The 20,962-nt window shown below is 41.9% G+C and carries 19 protein-coding genes and 1 pseudogene; 8 read left to right on the top strand and 12 right to left on the bottom strand.

Translation table 11 applies throughout. The features are described 5' to 3' along the window. Positions 1-585 precede the first annotated feature (585 nt). The gene (locus tag B9G53_RS02375; protein ID WP_141211680.1) at positions 586-2,712 is read left to right on the top strand and encodes an EAL domain-containing protein; all 2,127 of its coding nucleotides are present in this window, start codon (positions 586-588) and stop codon (positions 2,710-2,712) included. 176 nt (positions 2,713-2,888) lie between these two features. On the opposite strand, the gene B9G53_RS02370 is transcribed toward B9G53_RS02375, so the two are convergent. From B9G53_RS02370 to B9G53_RS02350, 5 genes are all read right to left on the bottom strand, one after another. Continuing rightward, positions 2,889-4,646 carry a M61 family metallopeptidase gene (locus B9G53_RS02370; RefSeq protein ID WP_094528714.1) on the bottom strand — a complete coding sequence of 586 codons (1,758 nt, stop codon included), beginning with the start codon at positions 4,644-4,646 and terminating at the stop codon, positions 2,889-2,891. A 43-nt stretch (positions 4,647-4,689) separates the two neighbouring features. Next, entirely contained in the window at positions 4,690-6,024 is a 1,335-nt protein-coding gene (locus B9G53_RS02365; protein ID WP_094528713.1) for a cytosine deaminase, read from the bottom strand. A gap of 170 nt (positions 6,025-6,194) precedes the next feature. Next, complete coding sequence (locus tag B9G53_RS02360; RefSeq protein WP_094528712.1) at positions 6,195-6,962, bottom strand: CPBP family intramembrane glutamic endopeptidase; 768 nt, start codon at positions 6,960-6,962, stop codon at positions 6,195-6,197. A gap of 14 nt (positions 6,963-6,976) precedes the next feature. Continuing rightward, positions 6,977-7,420, bottom strand: coding sequence for a DUF1772 domain-containing protein (locus tag B9G53_RS02355; RefSeq protein WP_094528711.1), 444 nt, complete (start codon positions 7,418-7,420; stop codon positions 6,977-6,979). Positions 7,421-7,457: 37 nt separating this feature from the next. Then, positions 7,458-8,027 (bottom strand): hypothetical protein, encoded by a 570-nt coding sequence (locus tag B9G53_RS02350; protein ID WP_217901491.1) that lies wholly within the window; start codon positions 8,025-8,027, stop codon positions 7,458-7,460. Between the two features lie 463 nt (positions 8,028-8,490). Here B9G53_RS02350 and B9G53_RS28910 point away from each other — a divergent pair. After that, a pseudogene (locus B9G53_RS28910) lies at positions 8,491-8,595 on the top strand (hypothetical protein); the annotation flags it as partial. A gap of 194 nt (positions 8,596-8,789) precedes the next feature. On the opposite strand, the gene aroQ reads toward B9G53_RS28910, so the two are convergent. The 4 genes from aroQ to B9G53_RS02330 form a co-directional block, all read right to left on the bottom strand. Then, on the bottom strand, positions 8,790-9,239 hold the full coding sequence (aroQ, locus tag B9G53_RS02345; protein WP_094528710.1) for a type II 3-dehydroquinate dehydratase: 450 nt from the start codon (positions 9,237-9,239) through the stop codon (positions 8,790-8,792). 44 nt (positions 9,240-9,283) lie between these two features. Continuing rightward, positions 9,284-9,610: a BMC domain-containing protein gene (locus B9G53_RS02340; protein ID WP_094528709.1), complete on the bottom strand. Its 327-nt coding sequence runs from the start codon at positions 9,608-9,610 to the stop codon at positions 9,284-9,286. Between the two features lie 320 nt (positions 9,611-9,930). Beyond that, positions 9,931-10,452 (bottom strand): DUF1499 domain-containing protein, encoded by a 522-nt coding sequence (locus B9G53_RS02335; RefSeq protein ID WP_094528708.1) that lies wholly within the window; start codon positions 10,450-10,452, stop codon positions 9,931-9,933. A gap of 153 nt (positions 10,453-10,605) precedes the next feature. Beyond that, positions 10,606-11,013, bottom strand: a complete 408-nt coding sequence (locus tag B9G53_RS02330) for an MAPEG family protein (RefSeq protein ID WP_094528707.1) — start codon at positions 11,011-11,013, stop codon at positions 10,606-10,608. A gap of 35 nt (positions 11,014-11,048) precedes the next feature. Here B9G53_RS02330 and B9G53_RS02325 point away from each other — a divergent pair, with 35 nt between their 5' ends. The 5 genes from B9G53_RS02325 (at position 11,049) to tyrS (ending at position 15,873) form a co-directional block, all read left to right on the top strand. Then, complete coding sequence (locus B9G53_RS02325) at positions 11,049-11,909, top strand: hypothetical protein (protein ID WP_094528706.1); 861 nt, start codon at positions 11,049-11,051, stop codon at positions 11,907-11,909. Between the two features lie 43 nt (positions 11,910-11,952). Beyond that, positions 11,953-12,222 carry a type II toxin-antitoxin system Phd/YefM family antitoxin gene (locus tag B9G53_RS02320; protein ID WP_094528705.1) on the top strand — a complete coding sequence of 90 codons (270 nt, stop codon included), beginning with the start codon at positions 11,953-11,955 and terminating at the stop codon, positions 12,220-12,222. Further along, positions 12,223-12,570, top strand: a complete 348-nt coding sequence (locus B9G53_RS02315; RefSeq protein WP_094528704.1) for a type II toxin-antitoxin system RelE/ParE family toxin — start codon at positions 12,223-12,225, stop codon at positions 12,568-12,570. Between the two features lie 132 nt (positions 12,571-12,702). Then, complete coding sequence (locus B9G53_RS02310; protein ID WP_094528703.1) at positions 12,703-14,409, top strand: ABC transporter ATP-binding protein; 1,707 nt, start codon at positions 12,703-12,705, stop codon at positions 14,407-14,409. Positions 14,410-14,664: 255 nt separating this feature from the next. Further along, positions 14,665-15,873, top strand: a complete 1,209-nt coding sequence (tyrS, locus tag B9G53_RS02305; RefSeq protein ID WP_094528702.1) for a tyrosine--tRNA ligase — start codon at positions 14,665-14,667, stop codon at positions 15,871-15,873. A gap of 218 nt (positions 15,874-16,091) precedes the next feature. Here the strand turns inward: tyrS and B9G53_RS02300 are convergent, their stop codons facing one another. Both B9G53_RS02300 and B9G53_RS02295 read right to left on the bottom strand, forming a co-directional pair. Continuing rightward, entirely contained in the window at positions 16,092-16,697 is a 606-nt protein-coding gene (locus B9G53_RS02300) for a hypothetical protein (RefSeq protein WP_094528701.1), read from the bottom strand. A gap of 183 nt (positions 16,698-16,880) precedes the next feature. After that, entirely contained in the window at positions 16,881-18,053 is a 1,173-nt protein-coding gene (locus tag B9G53_RS02295) for a hypothetical protein (protein WP_141211679.1), read from the bottom strand. A gap of 251 nt (positions 18,054-18,304) precedes the next feature. Between B9G53_RS02295 and tilS the strand changes: the two genes are divergently transcribed. After that, entirely contained in the window at positions 18,305-19,306 is a 1,002-nt protein-coding gene (gene tilS / locus B9G53_RS02290; protein ID WP_094528699.1) for a tRNA lysidine(34) synthetase TilS, read from the top strand. 25 nt (positions 19,307-19,331) lie between these two features. On the opposite strand, the gene B9G53_RS02285 is transcribed toward tilS, so the two are convergent. After that, positions 19,332-20,933, bottom strand: a complete 1,602-nt coding sequence (locus B9G53_RS02285; protein ID WP_094528698.1) for a CPBP family intramembrane glutamic endopeptidase — start codon at positions 20,931-20,933, stop codon at positions 19,332-19,334. Between the last annotated feature and the right edge of the window lie 29 nt (positions 20,934-20,962).

Here is a 20,962-nt window from a genome sequence, read left to right as displayed (position 1 = left end):
TAAAACCCAAAACCAGAGCTTGGGCAGCCCGCGTAGCGGGCTGCCCAAGCTCTGGTTTTGTTAGCAATTCTAAAAAATGATTTATGATTGCTACAGTCATTGATAGTACTTACAGCGCTTTGTGCTCAAATCCAAACCAAGAGATTTTTTGAAATTGTTGCAAAGCAACAATTTCAAAAAATCTCTTGTGGTTCGTTAATCTACCGATTTATCTAAAATCTCTAAACAATTACTTGAAAAGCAGTTAAAAAGCCATAGACTTACTAGTATTTACTTCACAACCGCTAAATCTAGTTGTATAACCGTAAGTTAGGTGACTGTTTTCGACTAATAAATTTATATAATTAAACTCATATCCTTAAAACTAGTAATTCTCAAAAGTAAAGAAATTCTAAGATTAGAAATACATGTGCTTAGAGCGTATTTCACTTGAGCGAAATACGAATTTTTGTTAAAGCTATCGGTTAATGATACTTTTAACACAGATGTAATAGTTTATATAATTGCAAATCCTTCTAAAGCTCGTTGTAAAGGGACATTATTCAGGTGAGACCAGAAGAGTCATCCACTCTTGAGATCAAAGAGATGCTTCATCACGTACTTACGGTTGAAGATCCACAAGGTTTTCGCAATTTTCTCTTGAATAATATGACTTATTCGTTGGGACGAAGCTTAGGTAATTCGATCATTCTGCGATCTAATCTTGTATCGCGTCAACATGCAACTTTATTAGCCGTAACTTCTAAGAAGTCTTCATGCTTTTTCCGAATAATTGATGGCAGTATCGAAGGAAAACGCAGTACAAATGGAATTTTAATTAACGGCAAAAAGAGATTTTCGCATATATTATCCCATGGGGATGAAATTCTATTTAGTAAGGATACTAAGGCGGTGTATCAAGTGATCAGTGCGATTACTAATATCCCCAAAAGTAATATTTCTCAAAATCAGATTACTAAAAGCAGCTATCCTCATCTAAATAATCAGCCCTTCGATGAGACTGAGCTGTTTCGATTTTCTCCTTTACAGTCTATTGCTGAGCAAGATATATCGGCTCATGTTCATAAGACTGTTAACCAATTCATTTCATCGCCTGAGCTAAACCCACAACCAATTATTGAGTTAAATCTTGTTGGCAAAATCTTATATCTTAATCCTGCGGCTTTATCTCAATTTCCTAATCTTGAAGAGATGCGAATTAGTCATCCTTTACTTCAAGAACTGTTGGTTCAATTAGTGCCATTGGTGAATCCTGTCAGCAAATTCTTTATGCGAGAGGTGATGATCGATGACAAGGTGTTTGAAGAAATCATCCATTTTATGCCTTGGAATGAAGTCATTCGTATTCACATAGCTGATGTGACCAAGCAAAAGCAAGCAGAAGCGATTATCGCCTATCAAAGTCATCATGACACACTGACAGGGCTACCAAATCGAAAATATTTACATGAACACTTAGTTGAAGTTATCAACAAATTAGAAGATAAAGAACAACAATTTGCGGTTTTATTTCTGGATATTGATCGATTTAAGTTAATTAATGATTCGCTTGGACATAGTGTTGGTGATTTGTTGCTGAAAGCCGTTAGCGATCGCCTTAAGAGTTTGCTGAAACAGGGTGATTTAATGGTGCGTTGGGGTGCTGATGAATTTGCGATCGTGGCTATGGAGATTCATTCTACGGATGCCGTTGTCCAAGTTGCTGAATCCATGATTCAAGCTTTGACTTTACCTTTTAACTGCGGTGGTCATGAACTCCATATCACCACCTGTATTGGTGCAAGTATTTATCCAGATCATCATACTGAAGTTGAAGGACTAATTCGGAATGCAGATATGGCTATGTATAGAGCTAAAGCTGAGGGACAGAATAGCTTTCAGTTTTATGTTCCGAATATGCAGGAGCAGAGTTTTCAGCGCTTATCGATGGAAAACAACTTGCGAAGGGCGCTAGAAAACAACGAACTGCTGACATACTACCAACCTCAGGTTGATCTGATCAGTGGTCAAATTATTGGCTTAGAAGTCTTGCTACGCTGGAAACATGTTTCTTTAGGTTCGATTCCACCGAGTCAATTTATTCCTCTTGCTGAAGAAACAGGGCTAATTACGGCGATCGGATCTTGGGTATTGCGACAAACTTGTTTACAGGCGATCGCATGGCAAAATATGGGTTTACCGCCGATTCAAGTCGGTGTGAATTTGTCGATCAAGCAACTCCAGCAAAAGGATTTTCTATCTTGTTTACAACAAATTCTTGAAGAAACAAATCTTGATCCGCATTTTCTAGAATTAGAAATTACTGAAGGGATCATGATGGATAATGTTGAAGAAAAAATTATCTTGTTAAATGAATTCCGCCAGATGGGTATTCAGTTATCAATTGATGATTTTGGGACTGGTTACTCGGCTTTGAGTTATCTGAAAAATCTACCAATTGACACTCTAAAAATTGATCGTATTTTTATTGAATACGTTACTCACAGCGCACATGATCGTACAATCGTGGCTTCAATTATTAATTTAGCCCATAGTTTGAATTTGAATGTGATTGCTGAAGGTGTGGAAACGATAGAGCAGGTGGATATATTGCGATCGCTTGGCTGTGATCAGATCCAAGGCTATTTTTTCCATAAAGCTTTGCCCGCCGAAGAAATTGAGGCTTTGTTAAGGGCGCAAGGTGTAACTAAACCGAATAAAATCGAACCATAAAAAAGAGAGGCGGCGCTTCTCTTCTTTATGATGTTACGTGGAACTTAGATGATGAATCTCTTGCTGCTAGAGAGACAGGGCAACCACGTGGGGATTGCCCCTACCTGAATAATTCAGATTTTGTAGGGGCTGTGCCCCCGTGCCAGCCCTAGCCATAGCAAGAATTTTTTCCTTCTTTATGATTCGATGCTGAGCCACAATTTTAGGTTTAGCTCTTGGTTGGGGGAAGGATTGGTAATTTGGACTAGATCAAAATGATTACAGACAGGATCTTGTAAAGTAACTTCAACGGTATGTAACAAGTCTTGCTGGAAAGTGGTAACGGTGATCGTTTCACCAGATGCGTAATCGCGGAGGCGATCGCTAAAGTTTTCCGCAGTAATCCGAATTCCTGCGATCGCGATTACCATGTCACCTGTGCTAAGTCCCGCTTTTTGGGCAGGTGAGCCAAACTCAACCTTCTCAACTTCCGCAAGCCCATTTTTAGTTTTTAGCGTCATCCCCGTAAAGGGAATATCTTGGCGAGATGTGCGTAATTCTAGCCCGAAGGGTTCGAGATAATAGTTGTAATCAAGTTCTTTAGTGCCGTAGAGATAATCATTCCAGAAATTCGATAGGTCAGCACCTGCTACCTTCTCAATGACTTCATGCAGTTCCGCTTCGCTAAAGCCAATTTCTTCTTTTCCAAAGCGCTCCCACATAATCTGCATAACCCGATCAAGCGATCGCAGATTATTAGTTTTAGAACGAATTAGCAAATCTAATAGCAACGATACTAATTCCCCTTTCAGGTAGTAGGAAATCTGGTTGTTATGGGTATTTGGATCAGGACGGTAGAGCTTAATCCATGTGTCAAAACTAGAATCATAGAGGGATTGAACATTGCGTCCAAAGGTAGTTTGCAGACGGGTGATCGCCTTGCTGACTAGTTTGAGATAATGCTTAGCATCATAAAGCCCAGCCCTCAGTGGGAAAATTTGGTCATAATAACTGGTAGTTCCTTCGCTAAACCAAAGTGAACTTGTATAATTCTCATTGTCATAATCAAATTTTTCTAGAGCTTTAGGGCGAATCCGTTTTACATTCCAAGTATGGAAGAACTCATGGGCGACGAGATTCATAAATTGGAGATAACTCTCTTCTTTGCGAAAGCCCAAACGGTTGTAGAGCAGGACGGTGCTGTTTTTATGCTCTAGTCCGCCAAATCCGTTGCCAGCATGAAGAATAAAGTCATAGCGATCATAGGGTAGTCCCCCAAATATTTCCGCTTCCACTGCCACGATCGCTGCCGTATCTTTAACAACACGTTGCATATCCGCATTATGTTGCCCCCAGACGACAAAGCTATGGGGCTTATCCAGAACTGTGAATTCATAGCGCTGATGAATCCCAATCTCCAAGGGACTATCAACTAAAGTGTCAAAATCCTTGGCATAGAAAGTATTAGTAGCATTCTCAAGTGCTGGTAAAGCAGTCGCAATTTGCCAAGTATCTTTGATCTCGCCAATCTCGACTGTATAGGGTTGTTGCTGATATTCGGTCACGTACATAAAAACGGCTGCACCAGTCAAAAAGGCATGGGTGCGATCAATATGATTAGTACGGACGGTTAATTCATTGCAGAAGATGCGATAACGAATTTTGATGGTTGTATCTTTGGGATGATCGCTATTACTTGCATATTTCACCTGCCAATGATTTTTACTGATTTTTTGCCACGATAGAGGATTTCCTGTAGCATCAGTTGCCTCAAAATCTTGCAGATGTTTAGCATATTCACGTACTAAATAGGAACCAGGTGTCCAGACTGGCAACTTCAGATCGATAAATTCAGCTTGCCAATCAGCGATCGCTAGTTTAACTTCTAATAGATGATTTTCTGGCTCTGGAATTGATAGACGGTAATTAAATTGGCTGCTAGAAAAGTTTTTCATGGGTTTTTAATTTATCGTTAGCATAGTCGGCGCTTTGCGCCGACTATATCAAATCATCAAGTTCTGCATAGTCGGGCAAAGTCGTATCGATCGCTATGCCATTTCTAAACACAGTGCGATCACCTTGGGGACGAGATAGCAACTCATTATAGCTACGTGCTTTAAATAGAACCAAATCCGCAACTTGTCCAATCTCAATCTTACCAACATCGGATAAGCCCATCAAAGCCGCAGGGCGAGAGGTTACAGATTCGATCCAGTTGTCATAGGGTGTGTCTAAATGTGAAATTTTTGTTCCCATGCTGAAAACTTCTAATAGATCATGATCGCCAAATCCATAAAAAGGATCGCGGCAGTTATCACTAGCTAGAGACACGGTTACACCCGCATCATTCAGTTCCCGCACTAGCGTCACCCCACGCCAGCGCGGTGTGCGTGCTGCAACCCGATCTTGTAAATACAGATTGCACATCGGTAAACTAACGATGCCGATATTTGCTTCTTTGACGAGGGCGATCGTGGCGTTGGCTGTATCTTCATCTTGCACTGCCAAACTACAGCAATGACCACAGACTATTTGCGAACTAAAATTATTTCTTAAACCTGCTTCGGCAATATGATGTAATGTGCGTGACTCAGGGTCATTATTTTCGTCTGCATGGAAATCAACACTGAGATTACGTTCGGTTGCTAAGGCAAGAATCCGATCTAGATGTTGATCTAGCTCTGGAGCCATATGGGCAATGCCGCCAAGAATGCAACCTAAATCAGCGATCGCATCAGCAAATTGTTCTCCTTCCTCAGTTGCAAAATAGGAAAGTTGTACTAATGACACAGCTTGAAGGGTGATTTTCTGCTTCCATTTGTCGCGCAATTCTTTAAATACTTGCAATGTCGTTTTCACCTGATGCGGTGGACAATCTAAATGCGTCCTTATTGCTTTTGTGCCGTGGGCGTAACTACACTTCAGCCCAAATTCCATGCGACGATAGAGGTCGTTATAGTTCCAATTGCCTTGCTCTGTGCAATCTAGATACACGCCTTTGAGTGCGCCTTGAAATGTGCCATCTAAATTCGGACTACGTTCCCACATATGTCCTTTGTCAAGATGGGTATGCAAATCCGCAAAGCAAGGAATCAGGATTCCTTGCTTGCCATCAATGATTGGTAAACTTTCAGTCGGGATTTGTGAAATCTGAGAGTTCGGTAAAATATCTGTTATTTGACCATTACGAATTTCGAGGTGACAAGGAAATAGGCGATCGCGCTGTAAGGTTGGCGAGAGGTTAGTTTCTAAATCTAGCCCAAGAATCTCACTATTAATAAAACAATTAGGAATCCGTACATTGACAATCCAATAATGCGAAGGTTCTGACATAGCGAGGGTGATCGTATATTTAGCTAAATATACCGTGATGTGCAACTATCTCTTGCTATAAATAATTTGTTGAGAAAACTAATGATCAAGATAAGCGGCATATAGATAACCTATGCATCACCATCATCCACATTCCTCAATCGTTCGCTTCATCTACTTGTTAGCTGGCGTTATATCAGTAGCTGGTTAGAGATCCGATTTCTTCGAAACACAAAGACAACATAGGGTACGGTTGCACACATTGCCATCCAACCAAGTGCGATTGGTAGGGAGAAACTATCGGGAATAATGACCAGTTTGATTGCACCTTGAATAATCCAATGGATGAGTGCTGATGCCCAAATGGTGCGGCGATTGCGATCGTAAAGATAGCAGAATGGAACTGTCACTGCCACAGCTAAAAGTATTGAAGCCAGAGCGATTGCCCAATCCAAGGACGCAAACAGTAAGACATGTACTGCGACAAAGGGCAGCAATGAAAGGAGTGCCGCGTGCCAAAATGTCCGTTCCCTTCGGAGATGTCCAAACAGATAGCCTCGAAATAAGACTTCCTCTGCGACTCCTGCTTGGGCAAACAAGCCTAGAGACATCCCAAGCCAGTCATTATGCAAGGTCAACTTAGCTCCTGTCACCAGTGAAAAAGCTGGGTAGAACGCTAAAAGCATCACGCAAATGAAGATTGCAATCAGCATTGTACGCAGATTAGGACATCCCAAGCCAAGCGATCGCATTGCATCCGCTACTGTTTGTTTAAAGATTAACTTTTCCACCCCAAAAGTTGTCGCTACTACAACGATACAAATCAGTACACCCGATTCTCCAAATGTACTGTGAGTTAAATGGGCAGTGCGATCAAATGCAACCCAGATGCAGAGAAAGCCTGCCAAGATTTTGCCTAATTCTTGCCATGGGAATTGTTGCTGTTGCAGTCTTGTCATTATCAACTGAAATATTAATAGATTGATATTCCAACCAATACTGTCCCAAATAGAGAGAAAATTGCTCGGGTTATATTACCTTTATTGAGCAATCCACGAATCCTAGCTAATGCTGCTGGATCATTGATATCTGTTTCAAGTAATTGCTTATATGCAGGTTCATTAATCAATCTTGATGATACAAAAGAACCTAATATGTATAGCAATGCTCCGATGATAAACAACCAGTTTCTAAAGCCATAAATCAGATATGCTACAAATATCAGAATCGGAATGAGCACAATTGTGTTGATCGCAATCGACTTTCTCCCCATCACAATAATTTTTGAAAAAACAGCATAATATTGTTCTTCTGTTAATGCGTTAAATGTTGATCGGAGAACTGTAGCAAGGAATAGAACAACTCCAGCAAACAGAGCAGAAAGCACTAAAAACGAAATCTTAAAAAGTAATTCCATTGATGTCTCCTTAAGGTATTCCTTATGCAGGAACTCATTAGGTTAACGATTGTGGCAACACAACAGATTTTCGTATGATCGATACCCCCATTGCAATCAGCCCCAAATTTCTTACTGAACTCCCCAGTATTTGGAGAATATCTGGCAGCGGTAGAAGCGCAACACCAAAGTTCAGAATAATCCCAACCATGAAGAGGCTGACAGCACCTTGCCATAGAACTTTAGCGCGTAGAGAAGCAATTCCAAACATTGTGCCCCCAACCACCATCAACCCTCCGTGAAAGGTGTAGACACCACCAAGTTTCCCCAGCAGCATCTCGTAGTTGGAGATAGACCCCTCAATTGCGATCAGTGTTGTGTGAGCAAAGTAAATAAAGGCTATTCCATACAGCACCGAGCCAATCAACCCATCCCATCCGATTTGAGGACGCTGATACGCATACAATCCAAACAGGAGAAACGGTATTGGCAGAAATCCGACGTAGTTGATGAGTAGTTGCATATGTGAAAAACCTCCGCTATTCCACTCCAGTACATCTGACAACAGATGTAAGGTTGGAGCGAGGATAGCTGTAATCGCAATGATCCATTGTAAGGCTACTGTCATCTACACCTTCTCTCGACTGAGATTGTATGCAAGTTAGTACTAGCTCAGCTACGATTCTGCCAGTGTGTAGCGGAAGTAGAATCGTAGCTGGAACAACTGACTGATACCCTTTCGCTACCAATGTACCCAGTAACAGAAGCTATCTAACTGTGTTTAGATAGAAAAATTCTGTCTAGTACGACTATAGGCGATATAGTCTGAATGTCAAGTTGCTGTCTAATCACTCTATACGGCGTATTAGGGAGAAAAATTTTGTCTATTTAAGCTATTTACCCTATATGGTGTACAAAGCAGCAAAATTCTGGCTATCACCCAAATGGTGCATTAACCTGAAAATACAATGTATTATTTAGGTTATTTGCTTCATGATTTTTTTGTAAACTGAGAGCCACCACCTCGAAAATTGTCAGATAGAGTAAGCGATCGCATAATGCTTAAGAAATATTTTTAACGCACCGAAGAAAACTATATGCAGTGGATTAGGCGATTTATTTTGTTTCACAACAAGCATTGTCCAAAAAATATTCAGCGATCGCTTTGGATAACGGAATATGCGATCGCGCTTTGAATAACTAAAATATTATCAGTACCGCTAAATAATAAATACATAAAGGAAGGCAAGAAGGGCAACTTCAGAAAGCCTCTGAGATTGCGAAAAAAATGTTGGGTAATTTTGATGAACAGACGATCACCTATATAACAGGGCTAACGCTAGAAGATCTGCGATCTTTACCAGACTAAACAAAAAATTGCCTCTTGATGTCAATCTCCCTGTTGAGTTGGGAGTAAATGATTAACTAATGCGCGTAAGCCTAAACGATAGCTCTCAGCGCCAAAACCACAAATCTGCCCGATCGCAATTGGTGCAATAAATGAATGATGACGAAATTCTTCGCGCTTATGGATATTGCTGAGATGCACCTCTACTGTCGGGATATTCACTGAGGTGATCGCATCTCTAAGCGCCACACTCGTATGGGTAAGCCCACCAGGATTGATTAAGATTCCTTGCTGTACCTGAAAAGCAGCATGAATTTTATCAATCAGCACACCCTCATGATTGGATTGCAAAAAGCTCAACTCTGCGCCTAACTCTATTGCATCTTGAGTTAGGCGATCGTTAATTTGCGCTAATGTAGTGCTGCCATATACCTCTGGCTCCCGTAAGCCGAGCATATTCAGATTTGGTCCATGCAAAACCAGAATTTTCATTCTTTAAATATATTTTTCCTTTTTCCTTTTTCCCTTTTCCTTGATTAACGGAATTGCTCCATAGCTTCGCTAAATTGCATAGTCTTAGTGATTACTTCGACATTGGCATGGGGACGAGGAATTACAGTAGCCGACAAAAATAGAGCCTTATCCTTGGAACTCAAGACTTCAATTTTTTTAGCTGCTTCTACACCTGCGGCGACAGCTTTTTGGACATCGCCAACTGGTCCACGGATGATAATGGTTAGGCGTGCGCCGCTTACTTTCTCGTAGCCCACAAAAGTTACATTCGCGGCTTTGACCATTGTGTCAGCGACGGAAAGTGCGGGAGGATGACCCAGTACCTCAACCAAACCAACTGCGATTCCCATAAGATTTCCTTGAGCTTGTAAATTAAGCTAGTTAAATAATCAAATAACGGTTTTTTATCAATATCAATCATAAATCTCAATGGTATCGATTGAGTGATATGCATTGTTTATTTGCGATATAACAAAAGCTAAAGAGCGCACAAAGTGCGCTCTTTAGCTTTTGTTATACCAAAACACGAAATGGCTACGCCATTTTGCGTTTTTAAAATCTTTATTGGGTTGGGTTTTAAATTCACAAAAGTGTTGTCACACTTTTGTGAATTGGGATAAGAGATGATTGCGGTAATTCTATTGAGATTTTACAAGGCTTTACGCTGTATTTAAGCCATTTGGGCGCGAATAGCTTCAACGCGATCGCGGTTGACTCCAAGATCTGACTTACCTAGGCGAGAAGCTGAACGTACCTCGATCACGCTCTTGTCGGTATTGAGGTAAAACTCAACATCATCGACATAGCCCATGAGAGCGCTGGTAAATTCAGCGTAAATATAGTTACCTTCGGCGGTAATAATTTTGGTGCGGGGCATGTTTTCAATTACCGCCTTAAGATCTGCTAACGCTTTAGCAGGATCACCTGTGTAGTTTAAAGGTGCGATTTTATGTTCTGCGTCGGTGCTTTGGCTAGAGACACAGTTGGGAGAATCGGGACAAGCAAGCAGTTTGCCATCGGTTACACCGATATTTGTAGGGCGTGTGCCAGAAAAAGAAAAAATTGCCATAGGTGTTGCGATCGCAGAATTTAGAGAATAGTTGAGTGTATGTGCCGAAGCAGCAGGGACAAATCCGAAATAAGCAAGGGTAACAAAGTATAAGCTCGCGGCGATCGCGACAAGTTTAGACATATAGATATTGTTAGTTTCGCTGAGTATTTATACGCAAATGATTATGACACCTATAGACTCTTTCTATCTATCCATCAATAGGAACAAGGGGCTTAAGCCCCTTGTCTGACAACGATTGCCTAAGTAATGAAGAGTCGTGTGAACGACTCTTCATTACTTCTCAAAAAATAGTCCACGCACAAGGTTAAAAAGTGTGCCAAAGATGAGAGCAAGGGTTGCTAAAGAAGCGATCCCATTTCCTGCGGCGCGTTTGCTTGCTTCGATATAGTATCCCCATGCATAGGCGATGCGTCCCACAATCCACACAGCACCTAAGATTGCCCCCCAGTTGGGATTAACAAAAATACTAAATAGCCATAGGGCAGGTAGAAAAATTACAATTTGCTCCAATGTATTTTGGTGAGCGCGATAGACTCGCTCGAAGTCTTCGTTGCCTGTAGTTTGGGGCGGCATAATTTTGTATTTAACTCGCGCTACGCCCACACCGATACCTAAGCCAAAGTAAACGAGCAATGCACCGATCGTAGCGATCGCAGGAAATACGAGTGTTTTGATGTCCATTTAGTTAAGATAGTGGCGATATGTCGTTTTATGTTATGCCAAAGTTTCACACCTATATCGGAATTGTCGCGATCGCAGGATTGCTTTTTAGCTGTCAGCAGACTCCATTGACTAGCCTGACCACACCAACTAATAATCTTGCGACTGAAAAAGCAATTAGTTATTTGCGATCGCAGCTTAATCTGTCGCCCAATGTAGCGATTGTGGCAGAGGCTCAAAAACCGCAGCTAGCAAATATTAGCGATTTATGTCAAACCTCGGCTCCGACTCAAGAAGGATTGGAAATCAAACTGATCGCTGAAGATATGCGCTACACCTTGCAGACCAATCAAGATGCTAGCAAAATTGAGATTTGTGGCTCTGAGGATGCTAAACCCGAAACAACAGGAAAGTATACAGGTACAGGTTATACCCTCCGCTATCCTGCCGACTGGCAAGCGATTGATCTCGGTTTAGAAACTTCAGGTGCAAGTACGGTAATTTTTACGCCTAGTCGAGATATTGCTAAGGGACTAAATAAAAATGATTTAGTGAAACAACTACAACAAAAACAGCAAATCTATACGGTGATATCAAGACAACCGATTGATAGCAAAGCGATCGCCTCTAATAGTGCTGAAAACATCACAGATCTAAAAGAAGTTCCTTTTGATCCCAAAGTCAAAGGGGCAAAGTCTGGCTCGAAAAAGGAATTCACCCAAAAATTTGCAGGCGAGACTGGTGATTCTTCCAGTAACTCCACAAGCTGGAAAGTCAAAGTATTAACTCTGGAAGCCAATAAATTTATCTATACAGTCAGCTATTACCAACCTGATGCTCAAAATGCTTCTAATAGACCAAATTTTGCAGACTTTGAGCAATTTGCTAATAGTTTCGCTCTCATTCCCACAGACTAAAATTTAGATGTACACTTAGATGTACAGATGATTTCTAAAAACAATGCTATCCAACCTTCCCATTACCGAAGCAAGGCATGAACTAACTTCGTTACCTGAAAAACTAGTTAAAGAAGGTGGAACATTGGCTATTACCCGCCGAGGTAAGCCTGTTTTAGCCGTCATGACATGGCAACATTACGAATCCATTCTCGAAACCTTAGAAATTTTGGGAGACTCTAGCCTCATGGTTAACTTACGCCAAGGGATTACTGAGGCTCAATCAGCACAAGGTCTCGATTGGGAATCTGCTAAACGGGACTTAGACCTCTAAATGTACCGCATCGTCATTCAGCCTACAGCCTTCAAATTATTGCAAGCGATTAACGATCGCCGCATTCGTCAAAAAATTAGCGATCGCATTGATAAACTCGCAGAATCTCCTGAAATACAGGGTAAACCATTGCTAGGTGAACTAGATGGTTATTACAGCGTCCGCGCGGTTGGACAGCGATATCGCATAATTTATACTATTGAGCAAGCTCAAATTACTGTAGTTGTTGTAGTGCTTGGAATTCGCAAAGACGGTAGTAAGCAAGATGCTTATAACTTAGCGAAAAAGTTATTAAGGCTTGGGCTTTTAGATCCGCCAGAAGAAGATCCCAACAATCCTGAGCGATGATAGGCAATGCGATCGCGGCAAGTTGGTGCGATAAAGTGAGAAACTTATCTTTGATGAATTGCAAACATTTGAGCTACGAGTTTGAAACAACGATCTTTAGGGAAATCTTCAAAGCGCTCTTCCTACTGGCAGATGCGAGATTACGTTTATCCCCAACGTTTTCTCATAGCTAAAGCATTTTTATGCACGTTAGTCTTTATCGGTACAATGCCTCTACTTGCTGAACTTTTAGGGCGAGTTGCTCAAGCATTAGGCAAGGGGGATGTCAATGCGATTATTCAGATCGCGATTTTCACCGTAGTTATGTTCGTATTTCGGGGCTTGGGGCAGTACGGACAGGACTCGATGATGGCTCAGGCAGCTTTGAATGCAGCAAGAGATTTGCGTGTGGATGTGTACTCCCATTTGCAAACCCTTGATTTGGATTATTTTGCGGAGTCGCGTACTGGAGATTTGTCCTATCGATTGACTGAAGATATTGATCGCATTGGTGAAGTCATCGGTAAGTTTTTCCATCAATTCATTCCGTCAGTATTGCAATTGATTTTTGTACTGGCGTACATGATTTATTTAAATTGGATTTTAACCCTGACTACGCTTGCAGTTGCACCCCTAATTGCCTTGTTAATTGCATGGTTTGGCGATCGCATGTTGAGCCTTAGCCGCCGTAGCCAAGATCAAGTTTCTAACCTCGCCGCCTTACTATCAGAAATTTTTAGCGGCATTCGTCTCGTCCGCGCCTTTGCCACAGAATCCTACGAAGTCGAGCGGTTTAAGCAAGAATCAGAACAAAATAGCCGCCGTAAATATGCCGCCGATCGCGTTAGAGCCATTCAATATCCCGTAGTTGGTTTTTTAGAGGCCGCAGGAATTTGCTTCTTGTTTTTATTGGGAGGTTGGCTCATTTCTAATAAATGGTTACTTCCCGAACAATTTGTTGCCTTTGGTGCAGGTGTAGCACTATTAATTGACCCGATCGCAAATACCACTGGAAGCTATAACGAAATCAAACAAGCTGAAGCTTCTGTTGATCGCATTTTCGAGATTTTTGAGATTCAACCCGTTGTTACGGAAAAGCCTAATGCGATCGCCCTTCCTGAAGTCACAGGCAAAGTCGAATACGTTAATGTGGGCTTCCATTATCAAAACGATCGCCCTGTTCTCACGGATATTAATCTCGTGGCAAATAAAGGCGAAGCGATCGCCCTAGTCGGTGCATCAGGCGCAGGTAAATCAACGCTGATGAATCTATTAATGCGTTTCCATGATGTCAAGACTGGCAAAATCTTAATTGATGGCTATGATATTCGTGATGTCCAAATCAAAAGTCTCCGTCAGCAACTAGCCCTCGTTCCCCAAGAGAATATTCTCTTTTCAGGAACCGTTGCTTCTAATATTGCCTTTGGACAGAAGGATTACGATACTGAATCTGTAGAACAAGCGGCACGAATTGCCAATGCCCATGATTTTATTATGGAACTTCCCCAAGGTTATGATACTTGGGTAGGAGAACGCGGAGTTAATCTTTCTGGTGGTCAGCGTCAACGCATTTCCATCGCTAGGGCAGTTCTCCATAATCCTAAAATCTTGATTCTTGATGAAGCCACTTCAGCTCTTGATGCAGAATCAGAAAGCCTTGTCCAAGAAGCATTACAACGCTTAATGCAAGGTCGCACTGTATTTATCATTGCTCACCGCTTGGCGACGATTAGAAATAGCGATCGCATTATCGTTTTAGAACAAGGTCAAATTGTTGAATCAGGAACCCATGATGAGCTTCTGCAAAAAGCAGGACGTTATGCTCAGCTACATTCTCGCCAATTTGATACCATAGGCTAAAGGCTCATAATGTTGTGTAACGTTAATTTGCCATGATCTTCAGCTAAAGCTAAACAACAGGGTTTCCAGCAAAGCACTATTGAAATAGCTAGAAAAATATTGAATCTTTTGGAAGATCTCACAATTTCTCAAATTACTGGTTTATCGATCGCGGAGTTAGAAGCTTTAAAAGCCTCAAACCTTTAGCGTAGTATGATTAAAACCTTGTGATTTCACAAATTTATAGTTAACAAAAATTTTAAGTAACTTTTTAGAATGTCTCAAAGCCAACCCAATTTAGCAACCCTTTTAGAAAGAGGCGTTGTCGAAATATTTCCTAATAGCGAATCTGACAACTTGCGCGATCGCATCCAAAAGAGCGATCGCCCCCTTCGCATTAAACTAGGGATCGATCCCACCCGTCCTGATCTGCACCTTGGACATACAGTAGCGCTGCGAAAATTACGTCAATTTCAAGATGCTGGACATAAAGCAGTCTTAATCATTGGTGACTTCACTGCCCAAATCGGTGATCCCACAGGTCGCTCAGAGGCTCGTCCCCGTCTCACACCTGAAGAAGTTGCTTACAATGCCGAAACCTATCTTGAGCAAGCCAAAAAAATTCTCGACTTTTCCAGTGATCGCTTTGAGTTGCGTCGTAATGGCGAATGGCTCAATAAACTTGATTTGCAGCAAATTATTAACTTGCAGGCAAGTATGACCGTGGGGCAAATGCTGGCTAAAGAAGGATTTAGTGATCGCTACGAAAAAGGCAATCCAATTTACCTGCATGAATTTTTGTACCCACTTTTGCAAGGCTATGACTCCGTAGCGATCGACTCGGATGTAGAGTTAGGCGGAACTGATCAAAAGTTTAATATTCTGGTCGGGCGTGACCTACAACTAAAAGATCCAAATCGCCAAGGTAAACCTGCTCAGTTTGGATTGTTGCTGCCATTGTTAGTAGGTTTAGATGGTGTACAGAAAATGTCTAAATCCCTCGGTAATTATGTGGGACTGACGGATGAGCCATTGAGCATGTATTCCAAGTTGGAAAAAGTCCCTGATGCTCTTGTGGATAAGTACTTTGAGTTACTTACCGATATCGATCTCGCAACTCTCCCCGAAAATCCTCGCGAAAAGCAAAAACAACTAGCTTTAGCGATCGTTGGTCAATACCACAGTCCTGAAGTAGCACTTCAAGCCCAACAGGATGCTGAACAAATTGTTCTCGCTGGTAATACTAACGATCTTGGTGATATTCCCGAATTTGACCTATCCCAAATCAATTTCCCTGCGCCATTGCATTATTTGGTTAAGGCCTCAGGACTCTGCAAAAGCAATAGCGAAGCCCAAAGCCAAATCAAAAATGGTGCGGTGAAACTGGATGGTGAAAAATTAGGCGATCGCACCTTTGCCAATGTCGAAGAACTCGCTGGTAAAGTTTTGCAAGTTGGCAAGAAAAAGTTTCTGCGATTAATTTAAAAGAAAAGAGTGGCGGCGCTTTGCGCCGCCACTCTTTTCTTTAGGAACTGATGTTACGTGGAAGGAATTCTTGCGATGGCGTAAGTCTAGGGCTGGCACGGGGGCGCAGCCCCTACAAGATCTAAAATTTACAGGTAGGGGCAATCCCCCCGTGGTTGCCCTGTTATGCTAGCAGCAAGAGGTTCATTATCTGAGTTCCACGTAACATCAGTTAGGAATTATTTCAAATCTTTGGAGATAGAAGCCAGAGTCGTAGAAAGAGTGGTGAATGCTTGATTTGTTGATAGAGCATTTAGAGAGGCTAAAGCCTTTTCTGCTGCAACAGGATCTGAGCCATTGGCAATATTAGCTAGTTCATTCACAATCTGATTAAAAGACTCAATTGCTAGAAATAGCTTCTGGAGATCAACAGATTGAGTCTGTCCATCTCCTGCATTAAAATTAGCAGGAATTAGTCCAGTAAGCGCATCAATTAAGGAAGATGCAGGCGATCCAGCCCCAACATTAATTCCCAAATTTGCAAAGCTAGCGCTTAAAGCACTTTGTGCTGTCTGCACACCAGTTCCACTTCCATTACCATTGCTCAACAGCACAACAACGTTGCTAATATCTGCGTTAGTATTCGCGGAATTTAACAATAGAGCGATCGCATTGCTGATATCGATGCTCAACAAATTGCTTTGGGCTTTAGGCGGGATATTCAATAAAATTGGACTGCTGGAGGTTTGACATCCTGGTTGAACAGGTGCAGTACCAGCAAAAACAGGTGATATCCCAGCAAAGGAGATCACTGAAGCGAGAATTGACAGAAATATTTTTTTCATAGAAATTTGGCAGCTAGGTGATTTTAGAGCGATCGCAACTTATCCCAAAACTAAAAATGACGTAGCCATTTTTAGTTTTAAAAACCCTTACTGGGTTAGTTTTTTAATTCACAAAAGTGTTGTCCCACTTTCGTGAATTGGTATTATCCGATGAGTTAACCTTTCCCAAAGGTTAACTCATACTTACCTACGTCCAGAGTAGTTAAATCCGTAGCTAACACCAAAGATAACCTGAGTGCCTGCATTACTATTGTTAGTAACATCAGAATAGGTCAGGGTAAGGTTTAAAGGAAAAGTGACATCTGGTAAAAAGCCCAACCCGAAGTTTAGCCCTTGTCCAGACCATGCTGTACTCACACCCCACTGAGGATCAAATTGGTAGCCAACGTTAGCAAAAATGCCGACCCCATCATTGCTAGTAGACTTGCGATAAGTGCCACCACCAACACCAATAGTCGCGACTAAAGGCTTCGGACTGTCAGCATTAGTTGGATCAGTCAATTGAGAAATAGTTGCGGCTCCATAAACTGAGGAAGGCGTGCCGCCTGCGTTTGTTCCATAGTTGGCAAAGTTAGTCCAGCCTACCGCGATCGCCGCTTGCATAGAATCATCTTGATAGATGGAACGATGAACCTTAAGATCAAAAGAGCCGTTAGAACCGAAGTTACGAATACTATTGATGTTGAAAACACCTTCAACTGCAAAATACTGATTAGCATCTCCCAATCCAGTACCGACAGAGATACTGCCATCAACGGTATCTCTTAATCTACCAGCAGTCGAGCCTACAACACTGATAAAAGCATCACCTGTTTGCAGACCAAAAGCAACGGGAGTACCCGCATTCAATGAAGGAGTGTAGATTTGTCTGAATACGTTCGTAGCTGGTGGTTGAATCGGACGAATGAGTAGTTGTTGCCGAATAATATCTGGAGAATTGGAAGTTGTATTACCGACTTGGGCGATGTCTGTACTGGCTTGGGCAATTTCTACAAGATTAACATCAGGATTGGTGGAGATTGAGATAGAAGAACTGCGATTGAATGATGAGGGGATAGCTACAACATCGATCCGAGGCTTAAGATCCTTAGCAGTATCAGGTAACTTATTTTGGAGAACTGGCGCTTTTGCTACTCCCGTTTTAGGAGTTTTCTTGACAGTTGGAGCGTTTTTCGTAACCTTCTTAGGAGTATTCTTAGGCGTTGTGACGTTGGTTACTTTGCCTTTGACAACTTGTGAATTGGTTACTTTAACGTTCTTGGCGACTTTTGACTGTGCAGAGAGGGCATTAATTGGCCCAATCGCCATCAATCCCCAGATTGCGCCTGTGGACACCAGCAATAATTTATTGATCATAGAGCTTCCCTTTTGCATTTTGTATATTCCTCACCCACAAACTAACTTCGCTGGATTAGCAGAAATCGTGCAATCTTAGGCTCAATATAGGCGGAACAGCAGAGAGGCGATCGCTTCTCCTTCAAACAACACAAAAATGCAATACTCTTTTAAGATCTTCGCACGATTTCTCTGATGCTGAAGGTTTTAGATTGTACATTATTATGCCATGAATAATCAGGTTTCGTCCGAATTTTACTAAGCAATAACCCTTGAAATCTAATAATCGGTTTACAAAACTATTACGGGCTAACTTAAACGCTGTTTTAAAATCGCAGCCTGAAATATTGCCAAGAGGAGCAAGTCTTTTGGTGGCGGTTTCTGGGGGGCAGGATTCGTTATGTTTAGCGAAGCTTTTGCAGATGCAACGCGCTAAGTTTAACTGGAATTTAACGATCGCCCATTGTGATCATCAGTGGCGTAGTGACTCTGTGGCAAATGCTGAGCATGTTGAACATATTGCGAAGGAATGGGGAATTACCTTTTGTTTGAGAACAGCCGAAAGCTTTCTCACCAGTGAAGCTGAAGCTCGACAATGGCGCTATGCCATGCTGGTGGAGATGGCGAATACTCATAAATGTACTCATGTAGTGACAGGACATACTCGTAGCGATCGCGTTGAGACATTGCTGTATAACTTGATGCGGGGGAGTGGAGCCGATGGCTTAGCGTCATTGACTTGGATGCGATCGCTTACTGATGAAATTAAGTTGGTGCGCCCTTTGCTCAATGTCAGCCGTCATGAAACTCTAGGATTTTGTCATGAGCAGCAAATTCCAATTTGGGAAGATAGCACTAATCAAAATCTAGACTATCGACGCAATCGTCTACGTTTAGAAACGATTCCCTATCTGCAAGAGCATTTTAATCCGCAGTTAGAAATGGCGATCGCGCAGACTTCAGAGCTTTTGCATGGTGATGTCATCTATTTGGAGGAGCAAGCGAGGAGCTTTTTTGTAGATAATATGACAGTGATTTGGGATGATCATGCGCCTCGTTTACATCGTCAACGTTTGCAAGAACAGCCTTTAGCTTTGCAAAGAAGGATTGTGAGGCAGTTCTTATCAAGATATTTGGTGCATCAGGTAAATTTTGAAGATATTGAGCGATTTTTAGATTTATTGACGGCTCAGAATCGATCGCAGAGCGCACCATTTAAAGGCAATATTTTCGCTTTTGTAGAACATCCTTGGATTGTTCTGCATATTAGCTAGAAGGTTTGCTTTGCAAACCTTCTAGCTATTTACCACCGAGGGCAATCAACGCAAAGAAACTGCCGCTATTCCAGAGGCAGTGCAGTAGCATCGAAGAGAGTAAGTTCTTTGATCGCCAATAGACAAAACCCATCACCATTCCTAAAACACTGAGGGGAATAATATCCGCGACATTTAAATGGGCGAGAGCAAAGAAAAATCCACTGAGGGCGATCGCACCCCAAACTGGTAAAAACTTGGTCAATGATGGTAATAGAAATCCGCGAAATAGGTATTCCTCAAAGAAGGGTGCAGCGATCGCAAGGGTTGTCCAGAGTAAAAACTTGGGCAGATCATTTTGGCTCTCGGTCAAGATTGGTAATAAAGGATTACCGCCACCTTGTCCTTGTAGGAATTTTTGGCTAATCACAGAAACGATCAGCACTAAGGGAACGGCGGCAAAATATCCGCCAATTCCCCAAGCTAACCATTGTGGCGGCGTAATCTTGATGCGAAACCAGCCTTCGGGTAAAGGACGGTAGGCGGCAAGGCTAGCCTGTAAAATTGGCAGCATGGGAATAACGGAGAGCGTATAGGGAATTAGAACTAGTAATGCTTGAATGGTGAAATCTTCACTGGCTCTTGATTGGAGACCGAGGAACTCAAAAATCAATGGCAACACTAATTGAGTCATCAAGCAAAATGCGGTAAACCATAGCACCATTACTTCCCAAGTTGTGTCAATTCCCCAAGGCACTTGCCAATTAATTTGATTGAGATTTTGGTCTAGGTCACTTTTGCGATGGAATGGAGAAGACTTACGGAAGAAAATCCATTGCACTAGTAAGCCTAACCACACTAAGATCCCCACACTGCCACCGATGAGGGGAATAGAATTAACGACTACTAAACGATTAATTGCTAAGTTGACTTCTATTTGGGCTTGTTGTTCGAGTTCAGGTAATTTCTCATCTCTTTGTTGAGATTGATAGAGTTTAGTCAGTGCAACTTTACGATACCAGCCATCAAGGGTGCGCCGAATCTGAGTTTCGGCATTAGGAAATAACATCGTCGGCTCTGACCATAATCCTTTGAGAATCTGGGCAGTTAATCCATAGCTGCTCATGGATTCTCCCTCTAATTTTGCCACGTCTTCCCATGTCGCGATCGCCCCTTGAATATCACCAGTCTGCATTTGCAGAAGCCCCGCACGAATACTGATTTCACTGACGCTAGTTAGTTTCTTTTGCTGTTGTTTCGAGAGAGCCTGTGGATCATAGCCGCCTGAATCTGGAGCTAGTGCTAGGCGATCGAGGCGAGTGAGTGTGGATTTATTGGCTTTGAGAACTTCTTGATAACTGCTGAGCGACTGTTTATAAAGGTCTTGAGGTTTACTCTCACCGATCAAGACTTGGAAGATATCATCTTTTTGGGAACGATCTTGAGCATTCTCTGTATTTTGATCTTGAATTTGTGTGGCTTGCAAAATCAAATCAGTTTGGAGCAAATCTAATTTTGTCTGCTCCTGTGGATTATTCCAGCTTGCCTGTAAAGTGAAAACAATAAATAAAACAGACAATAAGCTGAGAATACTTAATAGTAATGACTTAGCATTCAAAGATTTTTCATGCAGAGGCTTAGAATCCATTCTTGTACTTCAGGCGATAGGGCATTGCA

Source organism: Pseudanabaena sp. SR411, from assembly GCF_002251945.1.
GTDB lineage: Bacteria > Cyanobacteriota > Cyanobacteriia > Pseudanabaenales > Pseudanabaenaceae > Pseudanabaena.
Note: the sequence above shows the minus strand (reverse complement) of the source record. Positions and strands in the feature narration are given on the sequence as shown.